Annotated in this window: 22 protein-coding genes; 14 read left to right on the top strand and 8 right to left on the bottom strand. The window is 71.6% G+C overall.

What is annotated here, in order from left to right:
- Window positions 1-4: 4 nt before the first annotated feature.
- Window positions 5-904 (bottom strand): SDR family oxidoreductase, encoded by a 900-nt coding sequence (locus tag IEY98_RS05125; RefSeq protein WP_189210066.1) that lies wholly within the window; start codon window positions 902-904, stop codon window positions 5-7.
- Window positions 905-919: 15 nt separating this feature from the next.
- Window positions 920-1,498 (bottom strand): TetR/AcrR family transcriptional regulator, encoded by a 579-nt coding sequence (locus tag IEY98_RS05120; protein ID WP_189209079.1) that lies wholly within the window; start codon window positions 1,496-1,498, stop codon window positions 920-922.
- A gap of 249 nt (window positions 1,499-1,747) precedes the next feature.
- On the opposite strand from IEY98_RS05120, the gene IEY98_RS05115 reads away from it, so the two are divergent.
- From IEY98_RS05115 to IEY98_RS05075, 9 genes are all read left to right on the top strand, one after another.
- The gene (locus IEY98_RS05115; RefSeq protein WP_189209078.1) at window positions 1,748-2,689 is read left to right on the top strand and encodes an ABC transporter ATP-binding protein; all 942 of its coding nucleotides are present in this window, start codon (window positions 1,748-1,750) and stop codon (window positions 2,687-2,689) included.
- A gap of 4 nt (window positions 2,690-2,693) precedes the next feature.
- Window positions 2,694-3,458 carry an ABC transporter permease gene (locus tag IEY98_RS05110; RefSeq protein ID WP_189209077.1) on the top strand — a complete coding sequence of 255 codons (765 nt, stop codon included), beginning with the start codon at window positions 2,694-2,696 and terminating at the stop codon, window positions 3,456-3,458.
- Window positions 3,458-4,186 (top strand): hypothetical protein, encoded by a 729-nt coding sequence (locus tag IEY98_RS05105; RefSeq protein ID WP_189209076.1) that lies wholly within the window; start codon window positions 3,458-3,460, stop codon window positions 4,184-4,186. Before IEY98_RS05110 ends, IEY98_RS05105 begins: the two co-directional genes overlap by 1 nt.
- Window positions 4,187-4,474: 288 nt before the next feature.
- Window positions 4,475-5,044 (top strand): hypothetical protein, encoded by a 570-nt coding sequence (locus IEY98_RS05100; protein ID WP_229786600.1) that lies wholly within the window; start codon window positions 4,475-4,477, stop codon window positions 5,042-5,044.
- Window positions 5,045-5,122: 78 nt separating this feature from the next.
- Window positions 5,123-5,761, top strand: coding sequence for a tRNA (guanosine(46)-N7)-methyltransferase TrmB (gene trmB / locus IEY98_RS05095; protein ID WP_229786755.1), 639 nt, complete (start codon window positions 5,123-5,125; stop codon window positions 5,759-5,761).
- 78 nt (window positions 5,762-5,839) lie between these two features.
- Window positions 5,840-6,835 carry a nitric oxide synthase oxygenase gene (locus IEY98_RS05090; protein WP_229786597.1) on the top strand — a complete coding sequence of 332 codons (996 nt, stop codon included), beginning with the start codon at window positions 5,840-5,842 and terminating at the stop codon, window positions 6,833-6,835.
- A 19-nt stretch (window positions 6,836-6,854) separates the two neighbouring features.
- Complete coding sequence (locus tag IEY98_RS05085; protein WP_189209074.1) at window positions 6,855-8,153, top strand: amidohydrolase family protein; 1,299 nt, start codon at window positions 6,855-6,857, stop codon at window positions 8,151-8,153.
- Between the two features lie 181 nt (window positions 8,154-8,334).
- On the top strand, window positions 8,335-9,282 hold the full coding sequence (locus IEY98_RS05080; protein WP_189209073.1) for a hypothetical protein: 948 nt from the start codon (window positions 8,335-8,337) through the stop codon (window positions 9,280-9,282).
- 27 nt (window positions 9,283-9,309) lie between these two features.
- The gene (locus IEY98_RS05075; protein ID WP_189209072.1) at window positions 9,310-9,771 is read left to right on the top strand and encodes a hypothetical protein; all 462 of its coding nucleotides are present in this window, start codon (window positions 9,310-9,312) and stop codon (window positions 9,769-9,771) included.
- Window positions 9,772-9,832: 61 nt separating this feature from the next.
- Here IEY98_RS05075 and IEY98_RS05070 read toward each other — a convergent pair whose 3' ends face one another.
- The 4 genes from IEY98_RS05070 to IEY98_RS05055 all read right to left on the bottom strand — a co-directional run bounded on the left by IEY98_RS05070 (window position 9,833) and on the right by IEY98_RS05055 (window position 14,495).
- Window positions 9,833-10,504, bottom strand: a complete 672-nt coding sequence (locus tag IEY98_RS05070; RefSeq protein WP_189209071.1) for an SDR family oxidoreductase — start codon at window positions 10,502-10,504, stop codon at window positions 9,833-9,835.
- Between the two features lie 55 nt (window positions 10,505-10,559).
- The gene (locus tag IEY98_RS05065) at window positions 10,560-12,605 is read right to left on the bottom strand and encodes a PhoX family protein (protein ID WP_189209070.1); all 2,046 of its coding nucleotides are present in this window, start codon (window positions 12,603-12,605) and stop codon (window positions 10,560-10,562) included.
- Between the two features lie 171 nt (window positions 12,606-12,776).
- The gene (locus IEY98_RS05060; RefSeq protein WP_189209069.1) at window positions 12,777-13,868 is read right to left on the bottom strand and encodes an inositol-3-phosphate synthase; all 1,092 of its coding nucleotides are present in this window, start codon (window positions 13,866-13,868) and stop codon (window positions 12,777-12,779) included.
- A gap of 87 nt (window positions 13,869-13,955) precedes the next feature.
- On the bottom strand, window positions 13,956-14,495 hold the full coding sequence (locus tag IEY98_RS05055; protein WP_189209068.1) for a PadR family transcriptional regulator: 540 nt from the start codon (window positions 14,493-14,495) through the stop codon (window positions 13,956-13,958).
- Between the two features lie 234 nt (window positions 14,496-14,729).
- Here IEY98_RS05055 and IEY98_RS05050 point away from each other — a divergent pair, with 234 nt between their 5' ends.
- The 4 genes from IEY98_RS05050 (at window position 14,730) to rarD (ending at window position 21,056) form a co-directional block, all read left to right on the top strand.
- Entirely contained in the window at window positions 14,730-15,134 is a 405-nt protein-coding gene (locus tag IEY98_RS05050; protein ID WP_189209067.1) for a DUF5318 domain-containing protein, read from the top strand.
- Window positions 15,135-15,207: 73 nt separating this feature from the next.
- Complete coding sequence (locus IEY98_RS05045) at window positions 15,208-18,039, top strand: transglycosylase domain-containing protein (RefSeq protein WP_229786595.1); 2,832 nt, start codon at window positions 15,208-15,210, stop codon at window positions 18,037-18,039.
- A 155-nt stretch (window positions 18,040-18,194) separates the two neighbouring features.
- Entirely contained in the window at window positions 18,195-19,760 is a 1,566-nt protein-coding gene (locus IEY98_RS05040; RefSeq protein WP_189209066.1) for a glycosyltransferase family 87 protein, read from the top strand.
- Between the two features lie 393 nt (window positions 19,761-20,153).
- On the top strand, window positions 20,154-21,056 hold the full coding sequence (gene rarD, locus IEY98_RS05035) for an EamA family transporter RarD (RefSeq protein ID WP_189209065.1): 903 nt from the start codon (window positions 20,154-20,156) through the stop codon (window positions 21,054-21,056).
- Here rarD and IEY98_RS05030 read toward each other — a convergent pair.
- Window positions 21,034-22,320 carry a glycosyltransferase family 87 protein gene (locus IEY98_RS05030; protein ID WP_229786754.1) on the bottom strand — a complete coding sequence of 429 codons (1,287 nt, stop codon included), beginning with the start codon at window positions 22,318-22,320 and terminating at the stop codon, window positions 21,034-21,036. The genes rarD and IEY98_RS05030 overlap by 23 nt on opposite strands.
- Before the next feature lie 136 nt (window positions 22,321-22,456).
- Window positions 22,457-23,227: a deoxyribonuclease IV gene (locus IEY98_RS05025; protein ID WP_189209063.1), complete on the bottom strand. Its 771-nt coding sequence runs from the start codon at window positions 23,225-23,227 to the stop codon at window positions 22,457-22,459.
- Between the two features lie 180 nt (window positions 23,228-23,407).
- Here IEY98_RS05025 and IEY98_RS05020 point away from each other — a divergent pair, with 180 nt between their 5' ends.
- Entirely contained in the window at window positions 23,408-24,385 is a 978-nt protein-coding gene (locus tag IEY98_RS05020) for a hypothetical protein (protein WP_189209062.1), read from the top strand.
- Window positions 24,386-24,396: the final 11 nt, after the last annotated feature.

Genomic DNA, 24,396 nt, shown 5'->3' with positions numbered 1-24,396 from the left:
GCCCCTACCGGTACTTCTCCGGGTCCACTGTGGCCGGGTCGACGCCCGGCTTGACGACATCGGCGAACCAGCGGCCCCAGTCGGGCTTGCTGCCGTCGACGTCGGTGAAGCCGTACTCGCGCATGAGGGTCCAGCTGGCCAGGGTCTTGCCCGCGTACCGGGAGACGTTCGGGTCAGCGGCCAGGTGGGCGACGGCGCGGCCGAGGTAGCGGGGGGTTTCCGACAGGGCGTAGTGCGGGTCGGGGGCGTCGCGCCAGTTGGCCTCGGTGACGCCGAAGTGCTCCAGCATCATCTCCGAGCGGAGGAAGCCGGGGGTGACGCCCATGGCGACGACGCCGTGGGGCTCCAGGTCCTTGCCCATGACGCGGGCCAGCGCGCGGATGCCGGACTTCACCAGGAAGTACGGCGCGCCGACGCCCGGGTAGCTGTAGTTGTCGTCGTCGCCGTCGGTGACCTCGATGACCAGGCCGCGCGCGGACACCACCAGCGGGAGCAGGGTGTGCAGGGCGATCAGGTGGGTGTCCAGGCCGTTGTGCACCACGCCCAGGGCCTTCTCCAGGTCGGTGTCCCACAGCGGCTTGTCGAACTCGACGAAGGGGTCGCCGCCCCAGACGTCGTCCACCAGGATGTCGATGCGGCCGTGCTCTTCGGCGATCCGGTCACGCAACGCGCGGACGTCGTCTACCGCGGTGAAGTCGCACCGCACCGGGATGCCGCGCCCGCCCGCGGCGTCGACCAGTTCCGCCGTCTCCTCGATCGTCTCCTTCCGTCCCATCGGCGACTGGGACTCCCGCGTGGTGCGACCGGTGACGTACACCGTCGCGCCCGCGGCGCCCAGTTCGACCGCGATTCCCCGGCCGCAGCCCCGGGTCGCCCCGGTGACCACGGCGATCTTCTCCCGCAGAGTCACGTCCGCTCCTCATCCTCGGCGCCAGCAGGCCAGCACCGCGTCGACGTCCTCGCCCAGCCGGTCGGCCAGGGTCCCCAGTGGTCGGATCGACCAGTCGAGGGCCGCGCCGTTGGCCAGGCCCAGCAGCACCCGCGCCGCCACCGGCGGGGCGGGCATGCCGGGCAGGCCCTCGCGCGCGGCCGCGCAGCACGCGGCGAGCTCGGCCTCCATCGCCGCGTAGTACCGGCCCAGCAGTTCGCGCAGGACCGGGTCTTGCAGGTCCACGCCCAGCTGGCCGAGGTGGTTGGCCGCCTCCCTGGCGTCGCCCAGGGCCGCGTGCAGCACGGTGGCCGCGGCGCGCAGGCCCGCCACCGGGTCCGGCTCCGCGTCCCATGCCGCCCGGATGACCGGCGCCGCCTGGTCGATTCCCCGCTCGGTGAGCGCGCGCAGCAGACCGGCCTTGGAGCCGAACCGGCCCGCGACCGTGCCCACCGACACGCCCGCCTCCTCGGCCACCATGGCCAGGGTGAACCCGGGCCCCGCCCGGCCGATGACCAGCGACGTCGCCTCGATCAACCGCTGGTCGGAGATGGTCTTGGGGCGGGGCACACCATTATTGAACCACCATTCAATAACTGGTGCCACCCCTACTCCCCGTCACCGGGTTTCAGGGTCCGCTCAGGGTCGTCACCGATTCATCCACTCGTTCGGCTGAGCGAGGCTACTCCCGGAAGCTGACCCCAAGTAGCTACCGCAGGACGACGCCCTCCGACCCGGGGATGGGGACGATGGTGTCAAGCGGGGGACGACCGCGCCGGGGACGCGCGGCACCACAGGCATCGAACGAGGAGCCACACCATGATCGAGGCAAGGGGCCTCAGCAAGCGGTACGGCAAGACGCTGGCCGTCGACAACCTGTCCTTCTCCGTGACACCCGGCAGGGTCACCGGGTTCCTGGGCCCGAACGGCGCCGGGAAGTCGACCACCATGCGGATGATCCTCGGCCTGGACACCCCCACCGGCGGCTCGGCGCTGATCGGCGGCAAGCCCTACGCCGACCTCAAGCACCCGCTGCGCACGGTGGGCGCGCTGCTGGACGCCAAGTGGGTGCACCCCAACCGCAGCGCCCGGGGGCACCTGCGGTGGCTGGCCCGGTCCAACCAGCTCCCCGCCAAGCGCGTCGACGAGGTGCTGGACCTGGTGGGCCTGAGCGGGGTCGCCAACAAGCGCGCGGGCGGCTTCTCGCTGGGCATGTCGCAGCGCCTCGGCATCGCGGGCGCGCTGCTGGGCGACCCGCAGGTGCTGCTGTTCGACGAGCCGGTCAACGGCCTCGACCCCGAGGGCATCCTCTGGATCCGCAAGTTCATGCACCGGCTGGCCGACGAGGGCCGCACGGTGTTCGTCTCCAGCCACCTGCTCTCGGAGATGGCGCTCACCGCGCAGGACCTGATCGTCATCGGCCGCGGCAGGCTGATCGCGCACAGCAGCACCGAGGAGTTCGTGGCCGCCGCCACCGAGAACACCGTGCGCGTGCGCAGCCCGCAGCTCGCGGTGCTCCGCGGCGCGCTGGGCCGCACCGGCGTCTCCCTGCGCGACGAGGGCGACAGCCTGGTCGTGTCCGGCATGGAGAGCGCCGACATCGGCGAGCTGGCCGCGGCCAACGGCGTCGTGCTGCACGAGCTCAGCCCGCAGCGCGGCTCGCTCGAGGAGGCGTTCATGCAGCTGACCGGCGACTCCGTGGAGTACCACACCGACCTCGACGCCCCGGCCGCCGCCGACCTGATCGCCGCGGGGAAGTGACGACATGACCCTGCTCGCCGTCGAGCGGCTCAAGCTGTTCACCACGCGCTCGCCGTGGTGGTCCATGCTCGCCGCGCTCGTCGTGACCATCGGCTTCGCCGCGCTCATGGCAGGCACATCGGACGACACCGCGCCGATGGACCTGGCCGCCACCCAGTTCGGCTACAACTTCGGCGTCGTGGTGGTCATGGTGATGGCCGCGCTGGCCGTCACCACCGAGTACCGCTTCTCCACCATCCGCGCCACCTTCCTCGCCGTGCCCAACCGCACGGCCGCGCTGCTGGCCAAGACCGCCGTCGTCGCCACCCTCGGCGCGCTCATCGGCGCGGTCGCCGCCTTCGGCTCGTGGGGGATCGCCACGCTCATCACCCCGGAGGCTGACCTCGCGCTCGACTCGCCCTACGCCTGGCGCGCGGTCGCGGGCGTCGCGCTGGTCTACTTCTTCTCCGCGGTGATCGCCGTCGCGGTGGGCACGTTCATCCGCCACTCCGCGGGCGCCATCTCCGCGCTGCTGATCTACTCCCAGCTCGTCGAGAGCCTGGTGCAGCTCATCCCGAACGTCGGCGACGACATCTACAAGTGGCTGCCGTTCAACGTGGCCAACAACTTCGTCACCGGCGACCCGGACCCGAGCGCGCGGCCGGTCGAGTTCGGCCCGCCGCCGTCGACCGCCGAGCTGAGCCCGTGGTGGTCGCTGGCCTACTTCGCCGGGTTCGCCCTGGTCCTGCTGATCCTGTCCATCGTCTCGGCCAACAAGAGGGACGCCTGATGACCACGCTGCTCGCCACCGAGCGCATCAAGCTGCTCACCACCCGCTCGCCGTGGTGGTCCACGCTGGCCGCGCTCGGACTGACCATCGGCTTCGCGCTGATCATCGCGCTGAACGCCAGCCGCCCCGCCGAGTTCGAGGTCTCCCAGACCCAGTTCGGCTACCAGTTCGGCCTCATGGTGGTGCTCGTGATGGCCGCGCTGGCCGTCACCACCGAGTACCGCTTCTCCACCATCCGCGCCACCTTCCTCGCCGTGCCCAACCGGGCGGCGGCACTGCTGGCCAAGACGGGCGTCGTCACCGCGCTGTCCGTCCTCATCGGCCTGGTCGCCGCGTTCGGCTCGCTGGGCGTGTCGATGCTCGTGCTGCCCGACGCCCCGCTGGCGCTGGACTCCGCCGCGGAGTGGCGGGCCGTGATCGGCGTGCCGCTGGTGTTCGGCGTGGCCGCGGTCATCGCGGTCGCGGTGGGCGTGCTGCTCCGCCAGTCGGCGGGCGCGATCGCGGTGCTGCTGATCTGGTCGATGCTGGTGGAGAACCTCGTCACGCTGATCCCCGACGTCGGGCAGGACATCCGCAACTGGATGCCGTTCGCGATGTCGGAGCAGTTCCTGCTCGGCCCGTTCGACGAGCGGCCGCTGGGGCCGTGGGGATCGCTGGCGTATTTCGCGGGCGTCGGTGTCGCCCTGCTGATCGCCGCGCTCGCCGTGGCCCGCAGGCGGGACGCCTGAGCCTTCGGTCCGGCACGCATTCGGGGGTTGTCGGACCACACCGGGGAAATGACGGAGCCCGGGTCGCCTTTCGGGGGGCGGCCCGGGCTTCGCGCCGTCTAGCTGCATCTTTCCAGGTTCAGTGGCAAATTGCGGGCGCGCGCGGAGATAACCCGGTTTCCAACTCCGGGCAGGTCGATTAAATACACGTTAAGCGGTGGTGAGGTCGCGCACACAATGCGGACAATGGGGATAAGGCACTGTTCGTATTGGATGGAGACCCCCGTCAGGAGCCCCCGGAGGTGAACCTTGACGGTGATCAACGCCGGACGTCCCCGGCCGACCTCGTCCGAGCCGCAGAGCCGCGGCCTGCACGTCGAACCCCTCATCGGACTGGAATGGTCCGACGCGCTGGAACAGCCGCACGGCCGCATGGCCGCCGTGCCTGCCGACGCGCGCAGATCGTGGGTGCACCGCGCGCCCGAGCAGCAGGTCGTCGCCCTCTACCGGGCAGCGTCGGCCGCCGACCCGAACCTGCCCGCGCCGTGGTGGGTGCGGGCCGTCGCCGAGGGCTCGCTCGCCTCGCGGCGGGAGGGCTTCGTGGTGGAGGACCGCGTCGCCAAGCTGCTCTCCGCCCGCCCCGGGTGGGTGTTCGTGCCCTGGGGCATGGACGGCGACACCGGATACTGGGAGTTCATGCCGTCCGAGCGCACGCTGGACGCGCCCGGCGTGCCGACCACCCTGGCGCACACCCACCGCCACGCGGGCTGGATCGACGTGGTCGGCGCGCACGCCAGCACGGCCCCGCCGCCCATCGCCGTCGCCGGACCGGCCGACCTGCGCGCGAACCTGGCCCGATTGGAGTCCATCCGGGCCTGACCTGGCACGCTTGCCCGTGTGACACCCACCGACGAACACCGGCGCTCCGTCGTCAGCTTCGTGCACCGCGGCGGCCGGATGACCGTCGGCCAGGCCCGCGCGTGGGAGCGGCGCTGGCCCGAGCTGGGCCGCCTCATCGGCGAGCTGCCCGACGGCCCGCTCGACCTCGCGGGCTGGTTCGGCCGCGAGGCGCCCGTGCTGCTGGAGATCGGCTCCGGCATGGGCGAGACGACCGCGCGGCTGGCCGCGGCCGCGCCGGAGCTGAACTACCTGGCCGTCGAGGTCTACCAGCCGGGGCTGGCCCAGCTGCTGCTGCGCGCGGAGGCGCTGGGCCTGGCGAACCTGCGGCTGCTGCGCGGGGACGCCGTCGACCTGCTCACCCGGCACATCGAGCCGGGCACGCTGGCCGGGATGCGGATCTTCTTCCCGGACCCGTGGCCGAAGAAGCGCCACCACAAGCGCAGGCTGGTCCAGCCGGACTTCATCGCGCTGGCCGCGTCCCGGCTCGCCCCGGGCGCGGTCATCCACCTCGCCACCGACTGGGCGGACTACGCCGACCAGATGCTGGAGGTGCTCTCCGCCGAGCCCCGGCTGCGCAACCAGCACGACGGCTGGGCGCCCCGGCCGGACTGGCGGCCGGTGACGAAGTTCGAGTCGCGGGCCGACGAGGAGGGCCGGATCTCCCGCGATCTGATGTTCGTCCGGGTGACCGACTAACCCTGCGTGACGCGAATCGGCGCGACACCACACTGTCGAGTAGTCGAGTCGCGCGGCCAGGGCACCGATATCAGTGACGTGACCGCTCTGCGCGACGACACGACCCGCTCGGCGACCGTCCCGCTGTTCGCCGAGGCCGCCGCGTTCCTGCGGGACTTCCACACCGCGCGGCCGAGAGCGGGCGACCTCGACGCCCGCATGGCCAAGGTCCGCGCGGAGATCGCGGCCACCGGCACCTACCGGCACACCCCGGCCGAGCTGGCCTTCGGCGCGCGGGTCGCGCTGCGGGAGAGCGGCTGGTGCCCGGAGGGCGTGCCGTGGCGCGGCATCCTGGTGCGCGACCTGCGCCAGGTCCGCGACGCCACCTCGGTGGCCGAGCACTGCGCCCAGCACCTGGTGATGGCCGCGGGCGACGGCGCCGTGCGGCCGATGGTCACCGTGTTCGCCCCCGACACGCCCTGGCGCGCCGGGCCCCGCATCCGCAACGACCAGCTCGTGCGGTACGCGGGCTACCGGATGGCGGACGGGTTCGTCGGCGACCGCAGGTACGCCGACTTCACCACGGGCGTGTGCAGGCTGGGCTGGCGCCCGCCCAGCACCCGGGGCGCGTTCGACCAGCTGCCGCTGGTGGTGGAGACCGACCACGAGGGCGTGCAGGTGCACCAGCTGCCGAGGGACGCGGTGCTGGAGGTCGCGCTGACGCACCCGGAGCTGGCCTGGTTCGCCGAGCTGGGGCTGCGCTGGCACGCGGTCCCGGTCATCAGCAACATGCGCCTGGCGATCGGCGGCATCGAGTACCCGGCCGCGCCGTACAACGGGGTGTACCTGTGCCGCGCGATCGGCGAGGACGTCCTGGCCGACGACGCCGCCTACGGCATGGCCGCCGTGGTCGCCGAACGGCTCGGCTTGGACACCTCGTCCGACCGGACGCTGTGGCGCGACCGGGTCGCCGTCGAGCTGAACCGCGCCGTGCTGCACTCCTTCGACGCCGCCGGGGTGACCGTCGAGCACTCGCCCGACGCCTACGTCCCCGCGGTGGACTCCCTGGGCAGGCCCGCGTTCCGGCGGCGCTGAGAATGGCAGGATCGTCGGCATGCGTCTGCGTGCCCCGATCGTCCTGCCCTGCGACCCCGCCTGCTCGGTCCTGCGCGATGCCGTCGTCGACGTGGTGGACGGGCGGATCAGCCACGTCGGCCCCGCCGCGACCGCGCCCGAGGTGGACCTCCCGACCCGGTCGCTGACCGGCATCCTCATGCCCGGCCTGGTCAACACCCACGCGCACAGCCCGATGACCGTGCTGCGCGGCATGGGCGGCGACCTCCCGCTGATGCGCTGGCTGACCGAGGTCATCTGGCCTGCCGAGGCGCGGATGACCCCGGCGGACGTGCGCGCGGGCATGGTGCTCGGCTCGGTGGAGATGCTGCGCGCTGGCGTGACCACGAGCGCGGAGATGTACTTCCACGGCGCCGAGGTCGCCTCCGCCGTCCTGGAGACCGGGGCGCGCATGGTGCTGGCGCCCGCGATCATCGACGCCCCCGGCTGGGACTGGCGGGCGCTGCTGGCCGAGATCGACGCCTGGATCGACACCGACGGGCTGCGCCTGGGCCCCGGCGAGCGGGTCGAGCTGGGCTACGGACCGCACTCGGCGTACATGCTCCCGCCGGAGGCGCTGACCGCCGTCGGCGAGTCGGCGCGCGCCCGCGGGGCGCTGGTGCAGATCCACGTCGCCGAGTCCCTTCCCGAGGACGTCAAGCAGCGCGCGGCGCACGGGTCGGTGCCCGCCCTGTTGGAGTCCGCGGGATTGGTGGGCGGCCGGGTGCTGGCCGCGCACGCCGTGCACCTGTCCGATTCGGACATCGCGCTGTTCGCCCGGCACGGGGTGTCCGTGGCGCACTGCGCGGGGTCGAACTCGAAGCTGGCCTCCGGCATCGCGCGCGTGCCCGACCTGCTGCGCGCGGGCGTCCCGCTCGGCCTGGGCACGGACGGCCCGGCGAGCAACGACGACCTGGACCTGTGGGAGGAGATGCGCTGGACCGCGATGATCGCCCGCGTGTCCACGATGGACTCCACGGTGCTCGGCGCGGTCGATGTCCTGCTGCTCGCCACCCGGGGCGGCGCGGCCGCGCTGCACCGCGACGACATCGGCACGCTGGCCGAGGGCGCTTGGGCGGACATGGTGCACGTCGGCGTCGACGACCCGGCCTTCGCGGGCGGGCTGGACGTCTCCGACGAGCAGTTGCTCGCCAACCTGGTCTGGGCGGCGGGCTCGCGGACGGTCAACGACGTGTGGGTCGCGGGCGAGCAGGTCGTCGCCGACCGGGAGCCCACGAAGGTGGACCGGGCCGCGGCGCAGGCCGCCACCAGGGAAATCACCCATCGCCTCACCGCGTAGCGGAAACCGCTCATACCGGGCCGAAAGGATCAGCTCGATACACCCGTTCGGCGGTATGGCGTTGCATCCTCCAGTGGGACCGTCAATGGCGGGGGAGTGACACATGGGGGAAATCTCGGCATCCGGCGTTCGATCGATTCCTGGCGCGCTCCTTCGACCTGCCATCACAAGGAGCGGAATCATGAACTGGGGAAGACCTTTGGTCTGCGCGGTGCTCGCCCTGTCCGGGCTGACCGTCGGCTCGACGGCCTCGGCGGAGGAGGCGCTGGCGCCGGTCTCCGGGACCGCCGCCGCCGACCTCGCCGAGACGCGGGCCGCGCGGTGGACCGATGAGCGCATCGACGAGGTGATCAGGACGGCCAAGCCGATCGCCGCGCCGGAGTCCGACGGGACACCGAAGGCGGTGGACCCGGCGGCGCTGCCGCGGTCGGTCGCCGAGCCCGCGGCCGCCACGGTCCGGCAGCAGGCCAACCTGCCCGCGCCGGGCGCGCACGGCCGGATGTACATCGCCAACGCCGACGGGTCGAGCACCGGCTGGTGCTCGGCGTCGGTGGTGAACAGCGGCTCGCGGAACCTGATCTCCACCTCCGCGCACTGCCTGCACGGCGGCGAGGGCGGCGACTGGCTGTTCACCGAGGCGTTCTTCGTGCCCGGCCTGCACGGCGACTCGCGTCCGCACGGCATCTTCTGGGCGCAGCGGTGGACGGTCTGGTCGGCGTGGACCGACGACTCCGACGACGACTACGACTACGGCTTCGTGAACCTCTACGCGCGCGACGGCCTCAACGTCGTCGACGTCGTGGGCGGCAACGGGATCAAGATCAACATGGGCTACGGCCACACCGTCGTGGTCTGGGGCTACCCCGCCAACGACGGCTATCCCGGCGACGTCCCGTACTACTGCGACAAGGTCACGACCTACGACGGCAGCTGGTTCGACTCCTACGTCTACGTCGGGTGCATCCTCACCGGCGGGGCCAGCGGCGGACCGTGGCTGGAAGGCTACGACTACAACCTGTCCCTCGGGTACGTCATCGGCGTGACCTCGCGGGCGGGGATCGACTTCGACTATTCGCTCAGCCCGTATCTCGACGATTCCTTCGCCGACCTCTACCACGAAGTCGACTAGGGACGATCCGGGGGGATTGGAGTTCCGATGACGCGCGGCGGCCACGCGACGTGGTGGAAGCGGGCGGCGGTGGCCGCCGCGGTCCTCGGGGCGGTGCTCGGCGGCCTGGCGGTCGGGCGGGCGCTCGCCCCGGACGTGCCGCCGCACCCGCTGCCGTCGCCGCCGCCGACCACACCGGCGGCGCCCGCCGAGGTCGACGCGGCCACCGACACCGGCAGCAGCGTGCGGCTCACGGCCGCGGTCACCCCGGAGCCGGGCTGGATCCGCGTGCGGGCCGCGGTGCTCGGCGCGCCGCCGGGGCAGCGGTACGACATCGTGCTCCGCACCCGCTCCGGCGCGGAGATCACGGTGGCGGCCTGGATCGGCTCGCCCGAGCACGAGCTGGACGGCGTCTCCGTGGACGGCACGGCCGCGGTCCCCCGCGACGACCTGGCGTCGATCGCGGTCGTCGGCGCCGACGGACGGCGCTACGTCACCGTGACGTACTGATCGGCCTCTGCCGCCCGAGCCCGCCACGACCCCGGACCAGGCGGGCGGCGCGTCTTCCCGATCAGCCGCGCGAGCGCACGACGATCTCGGTCAGGTGCGCGTCGTCCGGCGCGGTGGCCGCGTGGTGGACGGCGGCGGCGACGGACTCCGGGCGCAGGTAGCGGTGCGGCTCGTACGCCCCGCCCTCGTCGGCGCGGACCACCTTCTGCATGTCCGTCGCGGTGCGGCCGGGGTAGACCGTGGTGACCCGCAGGTCCGGCTCCTCATCGCGCAGGATGTCGGCGTAGGCGCGCAGGGCGAACTTGCTGGCCGCGTACGGGCCCCACCCGGCGTTGGCGACCCGGCCCGCGCCGGAGTTGATGAGCACCACCCGGCCGCGGGCCGCGCGCAGGGCGGGCAGCAGCAGCCGGGTCAGCTCGGCGACGGCGACCACGTTGACCTCGTACATCCGCCGCCACAGCTCGGCGGGGGCCTCGGTGAGCGGGCCGACCCTGGCCATGCCCGCGGAGTGCACCAGCACGTCGAGCCGGTCGATCCCGGCGACGGCGTCGGCCACGGCCGCCGGGTCGGTCAGCTCGACCGGCCACGGGCGGGCGTCGGGCAGCCCGGCGGCCACCGCGCCCAGGGCGTCGGCGTCGCGGCCGCCCAGCAGGAGCGTGTGGCTGTCGGCCAGCGAGCGGGCCACGGCGGCGCCGATGCCCCGGGAGGCACCGGTGATGAGCGCGATGGGCATGGCCCAACCCTAAACGGGACGCCCGCGGCGGCGCGCGCCGCGGGCGTCCGTCCACTCAGGAGCCGATCGCGCGACCGGGCTTCCACACCACGGCCACCGACGGCCGCGGCTGGGTCGCGCCGCCGTCGGGCCAGTGCGATGCGGGGTTGTCCGCGGACGCGCCGTCGATCTCGCCCGGGTGCTGCACCGACACCAGCACGAAGTCCTCCTCGATCACCGGGCCGCAGGCCTCCGCGCCGTTCGGCACGGTGAGGAACTGCTTGAGGTGGCCGCGCTCGCGGCCGGTGGTCGCGGTGGCGAAGATGCCGTCGTTGGAGCCCAGCGCATTGCCGTCGGTGGAGATCCACAGGTTGCCGTGCTTGTCGAAGGCCAGGTTGTCCGGGCAGGAGATCGGGCTGACCTGGCTCTTGTCGTAGCCGCCGAAGTAGGTGTCCGACGCCGCCGGGTCGCCGCAGACCAGCAGCAGCCGCCAGCGGAAGGTGGTCGCGGTGTTGTCGCCGCGGTGCTCCTCCCACTCCAGCACGTGCCCGTGCCGGTTGCCGTTGCGCGGGTTGATCTCGGTCGGGCCTTCCTTGCCCGGCTTGCCCCGGTCGGTGTTGTTGGTCAGCGCCGCGTACACCCGGCCGTCGCGCGGGTTGGCCTCGACGTCCTCGGGCCGGTCCATCTTCGTCGCGCCGACCTTGTCCGCCGCCAGGCGGGTGAAGGTGTAGACCTCCTCGGCGCTCATCCCCTCGACGAACGACTTGCGGCCGCTGGCCAGCGGGATCCAGTGGCCGACGCCGTCGAACTGGCCGTCGGCGGGCAGCTTGCCCGAGCCGTCGATCTCCGCGGCCGGGGAGTCGCCGGTGAACTTGGCGACGTACAGCGTGCCCTCGGTGAGCAGCTTCTTGTTGTGCGCGCGGGCCCAGCGGCTGTTGCCCGGGCGCACGCGCTCCTTCGACACGAACTTGTAGATGTAGTCGAAGCGCTCGTCGTCGCCCATGTACGCGACCACGCGGCCGTCGCGGGCCACGTGCACGTTGGCGCCCTCGTGCTTGAAGCGGCCGAGCGCGGTGTGCTTGACCGGCTTGGCGTCGGGCTCGTACGGGTCGATCTCGACGATCCAGCCGAACCGGTTGGCCTCGTTGGGCTCCTTCGACAGGTCGAAGCGGTCGTCGAAGTTCTCCCACTTGCGGCCGCTCGCGCCGCCGACCAGGCCGTAACGGGCCAGACGGGCCTTCACCACCGGGTCGGTGACCTTGTTGCCGTTGGCGAAGTACTGGTTGAAGTTCTCCTCGCCGGACAGGATCGTGCCCCACGGGGTCACGCCGCCCGCGCAGTTGTTGAGCGTGCCCAGCACCTTGCGCCCCGACGGGTCGGCGGTGGTCTTGAGCAGGTCGTGCCCGGCGACCGGGCCGCTGACCTCGAACTCCGACGTCGCGGTGATCCTGCGGTTGTAGTGCCGGTCCACCTTCGCCTTCAGCGCGCCCGAGCGCCGGTCGCGCTCGACGACGACCACCGACATGCCGTGGTTGGCCCACGCGATGCGGACCTGCTCCTCGGTCGGGGCCGACGCGCTGTAGCCCTTGAACATGAACGGCTCGCTGCTGTACTCGTGGTTGCTCACCATGAGCCACTGGTCGCGGCGCAGCGGCACCAGCCCGCAGAAGTCGTTGTTGAACCCGAACTGCGCGGCCGCCGACTCCGGGGTCTGGTTGTCGAAGTCGAACGCGGGCGCGCCCGGCAGCACCGGGTCGCCCCAGCGGATCACCACGTCGGTGCGGTAGCCAGCGGGCGCGACGATCCGGTCCTCGGTGTTGGGCGCGACCGGCGCGAAGTCCAGGCCGCGCGGCGGGCGGTGGCCGCCGGGGCCGCGGTGGGCCGCGGCGACGCCGCCGGTCGCCGCGACGCCCGCGCCCGCGATGCCGAGCACGGCGCCCGCCTTGAGCATCCCCCTGCGGGAGACCATCGAGCGGACGACGTCGCCGAAGTACTCGTTGTCCGAGGTGTTGGGCGCCTCGTGGGAACAGGCGTTGCCGCAGCGGTACTCGCAGGTCACCGCCGCGCGGCCGAGCGGGTGGTGGGGCGGCAGCAGCGGTAGATCGATCCGGCCGTCGGACACGGTGCCTCCTTGCAGGCCACCCCGGGTTCCGGGCGGCCACGCGGTTCAGTCGGGAACGGCGCGAACCTAGGAGCCGAAGACCATGCGCAGCGGGCATCGAGGTGAACGGGCGGCGAACACTCCGCGGGCCGCCACCCGGGAAACCCCAGGTGGCGACCCGGACGCGCGCAGTTACCGCTCGACGTCGCCGCGGATGAACGCCTCCACGGCCTCGAACGCGTCGTCGTCGGCGTACTGCTCCGGCGGCGACTTCATGAAGTAGGACGACGCCGACAGGATCGGCCCGCCGATGCCGCGGTCGAGCGCGATCTTGGCGGCGCGCACCGCGTCGATGATCACGCCTGCTGAGTTGGGGGAGTCCCAGACCTCCAGCTTGTACTCCAGGTTCAGCGGGGTGTCGCCGAAGGAGCGGCCCTCCAGGCGCACGTAGGCCCACTTGCGGTCGTCCAGCCACGGCACGTGGTCCGACGGACCGATGTGCACGTCGGCCTTGGCCATCTCGTGCGGGATCTGGGAGGTCACCGACTGCGTCTTGGAGATCTTCTTCGACTGCAGGCGGCTGCGCTCCAGCATGTTCATGAAGTCCATGTTGCCGCCGAAGTTGAGCTGGTACGTGCGCTGCAGCTCGACCCCGCGGTCCTCGAACAGCTTGGCCATCACCCGGTGGGTGATCGTGGCGCCCACCTGCGACTTGATGTCGTCGCCGACGATCGGCACGCCCGCCTCGGTGAACTTCGCCGCCCACTCCGGGTCCGAGGCGATGAACACCGGCAGCGCGTTGACGAAGGCCACACCCGCGTCGATGGCGCACTGGGCGTAGAAGCGGTCGGCGTCCTCCGAGCCCACCGGCAGGTACGACACCAGCACGTCGACCTCGGCCTCGCGCAGCGCGGCCACCACGTCGACCGGCTCCTCGTCGGACTCGGTGATGATCTGCCGGTAGAACTCGCCCAGCCCGTCGAGGGTGTGCCCGCGCTGCACGGTGACGCCCAGCGGCGGCACGTCGCAGATCTTGATCGTGTTGTTCTCGCTGGCCACGATCGCCTCGGACAGGTCCCGGCCGACCTTCTTGGCGTCGACGTCGAACGCCGCGACGAACTCCACGTCGCCGACGTGGTAGTCGCCGAACTGGACGTGCATCAGACCCGGCACCCGCGCGGCCGGATCGGCGTCGCGGTAGTAGTGCACACCCTGGACGAGCGACGCCGCGCAGTTACCGACGCCGACGATGGCCACCCGCACACTCCGGCGGTTACCGCCCATTGTCGGATTCCCTTCTCGTGTTTTACCCGCGCGGTGCGCGGGGTGTTCCCAGGCGACGTGCCTTGTCGATCTGCCTGTTCCCGGTCTTCAGTCGGTGGTGTCGCGCTGCTCGCGCTGTTCGTGCGCGATCAGCTCATTGAGCCAACGCACTTCGCGCTCGCTTGCTTCCAGCCCGAGGCGGTGCAGCTCCCGCGTGTAGCGGTCGATCTGCTCGCCTGCGCGCTGCATCGAACTGCGGAAGCCCTCCCTGCGCTCCTCCACGCGGCGGCGCCTGCCCTCCAGGATCCGCATCCTGATCTCGGCCGGTGTCCGCGAGAAGAACGCCATGTGGACGCCGAAGCTCTCGTCGTCCCAGGTCTGCGGGCCCGCGTCGGCCAGCATCCCGGCGAAGTGCTCCTTGCCCTCGGCGGTGAGCTTGTAGACGCGCTTCGCGCGCCTGCCCCACTGCCCGGGTTCGGGCGCCTCCTCGACGATCAGTCCGGACCGCAGCAGCCGCCGCAGCGTCGGGTAAAGCGACCCGTACGAGAACGTCCGCCAGGCGCCCAGCACATCGTGCAGGCGTTTGCGCAGCTCGTACCCGTGCATCGGGGCTTCGTGGAGCAGCCCGAGAATCGCGAAGTCGAGCACGGGCCACCTCCTGTCGACTCGCTCATGTTCGACCATGACCTACCGACTGACTATATCGTGCCGATACATCCGCGTACGGACAACTTGATCTCCTGTGGTCATGGCCACGCCGCCGGTCCACATCGGCGATTGCGCCGGTCAGGCGGTATTCGGAGGTCGATTCGGCTACCCCGCGCATGTCGGTTGGGCCGAACGGGGCGGCACCGTGATATTGGGCGCGCGTACGCTGTCGGGGTGCGAACGCAGCGGCAGGTGGTCGACTACGCGTTGCAGCGACGGACGCTGCTCGCGGACGTCCACGCGGGCCGGGTCGGCACCAACGAGGTGTGCGACGCCAACCCCTACCTGCTGCGGGCGGCCAAGTTCCACGGTGAGCCGACGGAGGTGGCCTGCCCCGTCTGCCGCAGGGAGCAGCTCACCAGGGTGAGCTGGGTCTACGGCGACGAGATCAAGCACCTGGCGGGCTCGGCCCGCACCCCGGACGAGCTGACCAGGATGGCGGCCGTGTTCGCGGAGTTCACCGTGCACGTCGTCGAGGTCTGCCGGACCTGTTCGTGGAACCACCTGGTGCAGTCATACGTCCTGGGGACCGGGGGCGTCCGCGCGCCCGGCAACCGCAGGAAGACGGCGGCCGAGTGACCGGCACGGCTGTGCGGGTCCCCGCCGGGCACGACGACGCCCCCGAGCCGGGGCGCCGATCTGGAGGCTTTGCGTGAACGACCACCCTGACCACCGCAGGCGCGACGAGCCCGACTGGCCATCCGGGGACGACCCGGACACGGGCCACCGCCGGGAGGAGCGCACCGGGTTCTGGAGCCCGATGTGGGAGGACGACGACGCGCCCGGCAGCCAGCCGTCCCGCCCCGCGCCGCGCCCGCCCGCGGGCGGTCCGCCGCGCCCGGCGGGCCCCGGCCCCCAGGCAGGCGGCCCCGGCCCGCAGGCAGGCGGCCCCGGTCCCCAGGCAGGCGGTCCCGGTCCCCAGGCAGGTGGCCCCGGGCCCCAGGCAGGCGGTCCCGGTCCGCAGCCGGGTGTCCCCGGCGCGCACGCCGACGGTCCCCGGGGCCCGCACGGCCCGCAGCGGCCCGGTCCCGGGATGCGCCCGCCCCTGCCGCCCGGCAGGCCCATGGGCCCGGCGGGTGGCCCCCCTGGTCCTCCCGGTCCCGGCAGGCCCGGTCCGGGCAGGCCGCCGATGGGTCCCCCGGGCGGTCCCGGCACCCCGCCGCCCGGCTTCCGGCCGCCGCCGGCCATGCCGCCTCGGCGCGACCCGTCGGAGGACCCGACGGTGATGATGCGCCAGCCGCCCGAGCGCCCGGTGCCCGAGCCCGCGCTGCTCACCCACCGCGAGCCCGACGACGAGGCCGAGTTTTACGACGACGGCTACGACGACTACGACGACGAGCCGGTGACCGACACCAAGCTCGCCCGCCGCAAGAGGATCTGGCGGCGGGTGCGGCGCACCGCGTACGTCTGCACCGCGCTGGGCATCATCCTGCCCATCGTGGCGTTCTTCATCACCTACCAGATGGTCGACGTCAAGGACCCGGCCGAGGTGGCGAAGGAGCAGAGCAAGGTCGTCACGTTCCAGTACGCCGACGGCTCGGAGATGACCAAGGTCGCCGACGACGGCGGCAACCGGATCATGCTCACCCACAATCAGATCCCCGACCAGATCAAGAAGGCCGTCTACGCCGCCGAGGACGACACCTTCGAGACCAACGCGGGCTTCGACCTCAGCGGCATCGCCCGCGCGGTGTGGAACCAGCTCCAGGGCAAGGCGGGCGGTGGCTCGACCATCACCCAGCAGTACATCAAGAAGTCGAGCGGTCAGGACGACGCGACCCTCTCCCGCAAGTGGGTGGAGATGGTCAAGGCGTACAAGATGAGCGAGACGTACGAAAAAGAAGAGATCATCACCGCCTACCTGAACACGATCTACTTCGGGCGCGGCGCCTACGGCGTGGCGGCGGCGGCGAAGGCGTTCTTCAACCTCGACGACATCTCCAAGATCACCAAGAGCCAGGCGGCGCTGCTCGCGGGCGTGATCCAGTCCCCCGGCCGGGCCAACAACGAGGCCTACCAGCAGGAGCGCTGGAGCTACGTCACGAAGCGGATGATCGCCCTCAACTGGATGACCGAGGCGGAGAAGGGCGAGTTCCCGACCCCCGTCGACGCCGCGGACACCAAGACCAGCCTGCCCGGCCCGCGCAAGGGCCTGACCGACCTCGCCTTCGAGGAGCTCGCCAAGAAGGGGATCCCGGAGGAGGAGATCAAGGCCCGCGGGTACACCGTCGTCATGACGATCGACCCGAAGGCGCAGAAGATCGCCGAGGACTCGGTCCGGGAGGTCATGAAGGGTCAGCCGAAGAACCTGCACCCCGCCCTGGTCGCCGTCGACCCGGGCACCGGCGAGATCCGCGCCTACTACGGCGGCGAGAAGGGCTACGAGTTCGACTACGCCGCCGCGCTCCAGCAGCCCGGCTCGTCGTTCAAGCCCTTCGACCTCGTCGCCCTCCTCAAGATGGGCAAGGGCCTGGGCGAGTCCTACGACAGCACGGCGAAGTCCTTCGGCGAGAGCAAGATCGTCCGCAACGCCTCGACCCCCCGGTGCGGCCAGCAGTGCACCGTCGCCGAGGCGATGAAGGAGTCGCTGAACGTGGTGTTCAGCGACATGGTCTACAACGACGTCAAGCCCACCGGCGTGGCCGAGGCGGCGAAGCAGGCGGGCATCCGCACCCCGATCAAGGACCGCAGCATCAACATCGCCATCGGCGGTGGCGACACGATGGTCAGCACCGTCGACATGGCGTCGTCCTACGCGACCTTCGCGGCGAACGGCACGTACCGGCCGCCGCACATCGTCAGCAAGGTCCTCACCCCGTCGGGCGAGATCTTCTACGACGCCTCGATCCACCCCGACCACCAGGACAAGCTGGCGTTCGACCAGGACCGCGAGCTCAACGCCAAGATCGCGCGCAACGTCACCGAGTCGCTGCTGCCGATCCCGGAGTACTCCGACATCCCGTGCGCGGACGGCAGGCTGTGCGCAGGCAAGACCGGCACGCACCAGTACGTCGACTCCAACGGCGTCGAGACGAAGTACAACGCCAAGGCGTGGATGGTCGGCTACACCCCGCAGATCTCCACGGCGGTGTCCATGACCGGTGACGAGACCGAGCGCAGGCTGTTCGACAAGGACCGCACGACCATCTACGGCAGCGGCCTGCCCGGCGAGATCTGGCAGCGGTTCATGGACCGCTACCTCGCGGGCGAGGAGAAGCTGGAGTTCGGCCCGTTCGACCCGATCGGCCGCGAGGAGGTCGTGACCCAGCCGCCGGTGACGACGGACGACACGACCGACGTGACCAGCGCGCAGCCGCCGACCTCCAGCTCCGAGCAGCCCACGACCACCACCGGGCAGACCTCGGACACCGAGACGACCACCGAGCCCGACGAGACGACCACCACCCCGGACCGGCCGGGCTGGCCGGGCAAGCCGCCGGGTGACGACGACGATCCGAACCCCGGTCTGCTGCCAGGCGGCTGACCGCGCGATTCCCCAGGAGGCCGTCCGGCCCCTGGGGAATCGCCGTTTCGGGGGTGTCTGCGTGAGGCTTTATCCCGGCCAGGCACGGCAGGCCGTAGCATCGCGCCGTGCCAGGTGATCCAGGTCGCAGCGAGCAGGGGCGTGACGAGTCGCCCGTGGGCGGGTCCCGCGGGTCGGGCGGGGTGGCCGACACCGCCTCGCTCGGCGCGGACGAACGGGTCCGGCCGACGCTGACGGAGTCGCTGGCGCGCGACGCCAGCATCCCCTTCGGCGGGCCGATCGGCGAGCACGCGGTCGTCGGCAGGCACTGGTTCTGGACGCCGCTGCGCGTCGGCCTGCTGCTCGCCGTGGTCGCGCTGGCGCTGAGCTGGTTCGGCAAGGCCGCGTGCATCCAGCAGAACGCCGGGCCGGACGGCTCGCTCGGGCTGGACTGGAGCGGCAGCAGGCAGTTCACCGCCATGTGCTACTCCGACATCGTCCCGCTCTACGGCGCCGAACGCCTGGACAGGGGCGGCTTCCCCTACGCCACGATGTGGTACGACGACGAGGGCAAGCCGACCCAGCACGAGCGGTACATGGAGTACCCGGTGCTGACCGGGATGTTCATGTGGGCGAACGCCCAGATGGCGCAGGGCTGGGTGGAGCTGGCCAAACAGGGCTGGCTGCCCACCGGCCTCGACGTGGTCGTCTACTTCGACATCACCGCGCTCTGGCTCGCCCTGGCCTGGCTGGTGACCATCTGGGCGGTCGCCCTCTGCGCCAAACGCCGCAAATGGGACGCCGCGTTCATCGCGCTCTCGCCACTGGTGATCGTCCACGCGTTCACCAACTTCGACACCCTCGCCACCGCGTTCGCCGCCGTGGGCCTGCTCGCCTGGGCCCGCAAACGCCCGGTCCTCGCAGGCGTCCTGCTCGGACTTGGCGGCGCGGCGAAGCTGTACCCGCTGTTCTTCCTCGGCCCACTCCTGGTGCTGTGCATCCGCTCGGGCAAGACGCGGGACTGGTGGCGGACGGCAGGAGCGGCGGCCGCCACCTGGGCCGCGGTCAACGCCCCGTTCTACCTGCACCCGGACACCGCCCGCGGCTGGGGCGAGTTCTTCCGCCTCAATTCCACCCGAGGCGCCGACCCGGACTCGCTCTACAACGTCTTCATGCAGTGGCTGAATTGGCCAGGATTCGACGGCCCCCTCGGTTTCAAGGAACCCCCGACAGTCCTCAACACGGTCACAGCGGTCCTTTTCCTGGCCGCCTGCGCCGCCATCGCCTTCGTCGCCTGGCACGCCCCGACGAAACCGCGGGTGGCCCAACTGTGCTTCCTGGTCGTGGCGGCTTTCCTGCTGACGAACAAGGTGTGGAGCCCGCAGTACTCGCTGTGGCTGGTGCCGCTGGCCATCCTGGCCATCCCCCGCTGGAAACCCCTCCTGGCCTGGATGGCCATCGACGCCGCCCTGTGGGCCCCCCGGATGTTCTTCTACCTGGGCACCGACAACAAGGGCCTACCCCAGGACTGGTTCCTCGGCTTCGTCGTGGCCCGCGACCTGGCAGTAATCGCCCTCTGCGTCATGGTGATCATCGAGATCTACCGCCCCCACCGAGACCTGGTCCGAGCCCACGGCGACGACGACCCCATAGGCGGAGTCCTGGACGGCGCCCCCGACCGCTTCACCCTCCGCCGCAAGGAACAACCAAAAGAAGAACCAGCACAACTAGTCACAGCTTAATAGCAGAACAAGGATACGAGTAAGAACAAGAAAAAGCAGCGCAACCCCCCACCCAACGCAACACGCCCCACCAGCACTGTCCAATGGAGTGGACCCATCGGACCACCAAAGCAAATCGCGAAACCCTCACCCCACTGCCACCGACAACGCAACCCACGCCCGGCGGGATAACGCGCGGTCGACCAGCGCGTGCACGGCGGATCGGCGCGCAGTGGGTTGGCGCACGGCGGGAAGGCGCGCGACAGGAGCACCCACAGGAAGCCCCCCAGCGGAAGGACCGGCAGCAAGAGCCGACCCACCCCGCCAAGCGACCTCCGTCACCTCCAGGAATATCCCGCTCGCGCCCCCACGCTGCCATGGGGTAGACCATCGGTCGGATGATCGGAGGAAGCGGTGGGCACTCGGGAGAACGGTTTCCTCCTCGGCCTGGGCGCGTACGTGATCTGGGGGTTCTTCCCGCTCTACTGGCCCCTCCTGGAGCCCTCCGGCCCCATCGAGGTGCTGGCGCATCGGGTGGCGTGGTCGTTGGCCGCCGTGGGGGCGCTGCTGCTGGCCGCCCGTCGCTGGCGGGCGTTGCGGAACGTCCTGCGCAGTCCGCGGACGCTCGCCTACGTGGCGATCGGGGCGGTCGTCATCGGGGCGAACTGGGTGATCTTCATCTGGGGGGTCAACAACGGGCACGTCGTCGAGGTCTCCCTCGGCTACTTCATCAACCCGCTGGTCACCATCCTCATGGGCGTGCTGCTGCTCGGCGAGCGGCTGCGGCCGGTGCAGTGGGCGGCGCTGGCGATCGCGCTCGTCGCGGTCGTGCAGCTGACCCTCGACTACGGCACCCTGCCCTGGCTCGCGTTGGCGCTCGCGGCGTCGTTCGCCACCTACGGGCTGATGAAGAAGAAGGCCGACATCGGCGCCGTCGAGGGGCTGGCGCTGGAGACGGCGCTGCTGGTCCCGCTGGCGGGCGGCTACCTGGTCTTCCTGCACACCACCGGCGGCGGCACCTTCGGCGGGAACGGCTGGCCGCACGCCCTGCTGCTCGCCGGGACCGGGCTGATCACCGTGGTCCCGCTGCTGCTGTTCGGCGGCGCGGCCACCCGGGTGCCGATGGCCACCCTGGGCCTGCTGCAGTACGTCACCCCGACCCTGCAGTTCATCCTGGGCCTGGTCGTCTTCCGCGAGCAGATGACCACCGCGCGTTGGATCGGGTTCGCGATGGTGTGGGCGGCCCTGCTGCTCATCACCAGCGAGTCGCTCGCGCACCGCAGGCGGGTGGCGGTCAGGGAACCCGCGCTGGTCTAGGCAGGTCGTCGACCGTGGACCGGTTGACGAGGAACGCGAAGAACAGCCCGACCAGCAGCGCCGCCCGGCCCCAGACGCCGATCATGACCGCCTGGGCGGCGAAGCCGTCGTAGATGCCCGCGGGCTGGTCGGCGGCGATGGTGGCGAACCACAGGAAGATGCCGATCCCCATCGCCAGGTCGGCGACGAAGTACGCGGTGATCCACCCCCACTTGACCCGCATCAGCACGAAGAACGGCACCAGCCACAGCGCGTACTGCGGCGAGTGGACCTTGTGCAGCAGCAGGAACCCGCACAGCATCGCCGCCGACACCGCGACCCAGGGGAAGGTGCCCTCCCGCAGGTAGCGCGACCAGCCGTAGACGCAGGCCGCGCCGAACGCGGCGAACATCAGCACCGGCGACGCGACCCCGATCATCGCGTGGACCATGCCGTTGTCCGGGTCGGAGTCGGGGCGCAGCGCCCAGAACCAGATGGAGTTCGCGGTGATGTCGGCCTTGCGCTGGCCCTGGAAGGCGAACGAGGCCAGCCAGCCGTCGAACCCGATGACGGCGAACGGCACGTTCACCGCGATCGCGGTGCCCATGGCGATCAGCGCCGTGCGGACCATGCCGACGACGTCGCGGGTCCTGCCCTCGGGCAGCTCCTTGCCGTCGCGGCCGCCGGTCAGCACGTAGAGCATCAGCGGCAGGACGAAGATCGCCGGGTAGATCTTGAACGCGAACCCCAGTCCGAGCAGCACCGCCGCCACCGCCGCCCGCTGGCGCAGCGGCCGGTCCACCCCGCGCTTGCCCCAACCCCGGTGCACGACGTACACGGCCGCGACCGCGCACGCGACGACCGGCAGCTCCCAGTTGTGGAAGGCGTAGAGCACCAGGGGCGGCGACAGCGCCCAGATCAGCGCCCGCCACCGCGACAGCCTGCCCAACAGCCACGCCGTGACCAGGCCGAACGGGGCCATGATCAGCGCGGACGCGAGCAGGAAGCCCGCGTCGGTGTGGACGAACAGCGCGCCCGCCCAGATCAGCAGGCCGGTCAGCACCGGGTACTCGACCGAGCCCCCGGTCAGCTCCCCGCGCTCGTTGATGCCGCCGTGGACGTACGGGAAGACGTGCTGGTCGATCGACCGGCCGATCCACAGGTACTGGATGTCGGAGTAGCAGGCGTCGGCGTACTTGCGCTCGTCGAAGCCCGGCGCGCTGCGGCCCCACTCGTCGAACAGGGGCCCGGTGCAGCGGTCCTTGTTGGCGAACCCCAGCAGCATCGTGACCCCGCACGCCAGCACGATCACGGCCAGCGCCACCCGCCCGAGCCCGACGCCCGCCCGCTGCCGGTCCGGGGAGCCGTCGGGCACGCCGGTGTCCGCCTTCCCTGATGCGGTCACGCCGGGGGGCACCGGGTCACCGCCCGAGCGCGGCGCGCAGGAACGCGATGTCCTCCGCCTGACCCTCACTGGGTGTCTCGACGACGACCGGCGCGCCCGCCGCGGCCACGACCGCCACGAGTTGGTCCGCATCGATCGTGCCAGTGCGGATGTTGTCGTGCCGGTCGCGGGCGGAGTCGAACTCGTCGCGCGAGCTGTTCAGGTGGACCAGGTCGATGCGCCCGGTGATCGCCTTGACCCGGTCGACGACGTCGACGAGGTCCTCGCCAGCCGCCCAGGCGTGGCAGGTGTCCAGGCAGAACCCGGCGCCGAACTCGCCCACCTCGTCCCAGAGCCGGGCGAGCATGTCGAAGCGGCGGGCCATGGCGTTGTCGCCGCCCGCGGTGTTCTCGATCAGGATGGGGACGGCGAAGCCGCCCTCCTTGCTCTGCCGCTCGAAGAACTTGCGCCAGTTGACCAGGCCCTCGGCCGGGTCGGCGTCCTTGGTGACGTGGCCGCCGTGCACGACCAGGCCCTTCGCGCCGACCGCCGCGGCGCCCTCCGCGTGCTGCACGACGAGCTTTCGCGACGGGATGCGGATGCGGTTGTTCGTGCTCGCCAGGTTGACCCGATAGGGGGAGTGGATGAACACCGTCAGGTCCGCGGCCAGCAGCTCATCGGTCTGCGGGTGCGGCTTCGGCGCCGCCCACCCCTGCGGGTCGGACAGGAAGAACTGGACGACATCGGCGCCGCGCTCGCGCGCCGCGCCGATCGGGTCGTCATCGCGGACGTGGGCGCCGATGCTCATGGCCAGCGAGCGTAGTCGCCGGGGGCGTCGGCGGTAGCCCTCACCTGTGCCGGTGACGCTCTGCTCCGACTGGGGCACTCGTAGCTCAAGGTAGGGAATCCGCACTGGTGGGCGTCACGCGCACGGGTTACCGTCGTTCTCTACATAAAAGCTACTCGCGGGTACCCGGGAGGACTAGGGATGCGACGGCGCGTCGGGACTATCGCGGCCGGGATGGCGTTGCTGCTCGGCGGCGCGACCGCGGGCCTCGTGGTGGGCACCTCCACCGCCGCCGCGGCCGAGCCCGTCGTCATCGGCAGTTGCTCGACCACGGTCTCGGGCGCGCCCGGCACCCCCATCTCGCTCGCCCCGTCCGCGGTGGCCAAGCCGATCCTCGACGTCCTGCGCCCGCTCGACCTGCTCGGGCTCATCAGCGGCCCGGTGCAGCGGACCCTGGACACCATCGGGCCGATCCCCATCGGCGCGATCCAGACCGCCGACGGCGTCATCAGCGGCGGCACCATCGCCAAGCTGGTGACCGACAAGCTCCCGCTCGGCAAGCTCCTCTCGCCGGTCACCGACATGCTCACCGGCCTGTGCAAGGTGACCACCGACGTGGTCAACGGCGCGGCCGCGCCCATCCAGGAGGGCGGCGAGGCGGTCGGCGGCGCCATCGAGCAGGGCGTCGGCGCCCTGCCGCTGCCCGGCGCCACCCCGGGCGACCCCGACACCCCCGGCCAGCCGGGCACCAACCCCGGTGGCGGCGGCTCGACGCCCGGCACGAACCCCGGCGGCGGTGGCGGCGGCTCGCCGTCGCCGCCCGGCGTGAGCAACCCGGTCGTCGGCGGCGGCGTCGGCGTGGGCGGCCTGCCGCTCTACAACGGCCTCGGCCGCGTCCCCCGCGACTACTACGGCGACATCCCGGCGTTCGCGCCCGGCCTGTTCAGCCCGTCGCCCGCGGTCCGCTACGGCGGCGCGGTGCCCGGCTACACGCCCGAGTTCGGCATCCTCGGCGGCGAGGGCCTGGGCGACGGCGTGCAGGCCGCGGGCCACGCGGAGGCGATCGGCGCGCCCGGCGGCAACCGGATCGCGTTCCCCGTCCTGCTGGCCGTGCTCGTCCTCTCCGGCGTCACCGCGGCGCTGGTGCGCACGTGGGTCCTTCGGCGCACGGCCGTCTGACGATCTAGGGT

The organism is Actinokineospora fastidiosa (assembly GCF_014648415.1).
Classification (GTDB): Bacteria; Actinomycetota; Actinomycetes; order Mycobacteriales; family Pseudonocardiaceae; genus Actinokineospora; species Actinokineospora fastidiosa.
The sequence above is the reverse complement of the archived record's forward strand: the minus strand, read 5'-3'. Positions and strand labels throughout refer to the sequence as shown.

Coding starts and splice junctions, on each gene's coding strand:
- IEY98_RS05115 (WP_189209078.1), top strand. CDS start 1,748: ATGATCGAGGCAAGGGGCCTCAGCAAGCGGTACGGCAAGACGCTGGCC.
- IEY98_RS05110 (WP_189209077.1), top strand. CDS start 2,694: ATGACCCTGCTCGCCGTCGAGCGGCTCAAGCTGTTCACCACGCGCTCG.
- IEY98_RS05105 (WP_189209076.1), top strand. CDS start 3,458: ATGACCACGCTGCTCGCCACCGAGCGCATCAAGCTGCTCACCACCCGC.
- trmB (WP_229786755.1), top strand. CDS start 5,123: ATGACCGTCGGCCAGGCCCGCGCGTGGGAGCGGCGCTGGCCCGAGCTG.
- IEY98_RS05085 (WP_189209074.1), top strand. CDS start 6,855: ATGCGTCTGCGTGCCCCGATCGTCCTGCCCTGCGACCCCGCCTGCTCG.
- IEY98_RS05080 (WP_189209073.1), top strand. CDS start 8,335: ATGAACTGGGGAAGACCTTTGGTCTGCGCGGTGCTCGCCCTGTCCGGG.
- IEY98_RS05075 (WP_189209072.1), top strand. CDS start 9,310: ATGACGCGCGGCGGCCACGCGACGTGGTGGAAGCGGGCGGCGGTGGCC.
- IEY98_RS05070 (WP_189209071.1), bottom strand. CDS start 10,504: ATGCCCATCGCGCTCATCACCGGTGCCTCCCGGGGCATCGGCGCCGCC.
- IEY98_RS05060 (WP_189209069.1), bottom strand. CDS start 13,868: ATGGGCGGTAACCGCCGGAGTGTGCGGGTGGCCATCGTCGGCGTCGGT.
- IEY98_RS05030 (WP_229786754.1), bottom strand. CDS start 22,320: ATGCTGCTGGGGTTCGCCAACAAGGACCGCTGCACCGGGCCCCTGTTC.
- IEY98_RS05025 (WP_189209063.1), bottom strand. CDS start 23,227: ATGAGCATCGGCGCCCACGTCCGCGATGACGACCCGATCGGCGCGGCG.
- IEY98_RS05020 (WP_189209062.1), top strand. CDS start 23,408: ATGCGACGGCGCGTCGGGACTATCGCGGCCGGGATGGCGTTGCTGCTC.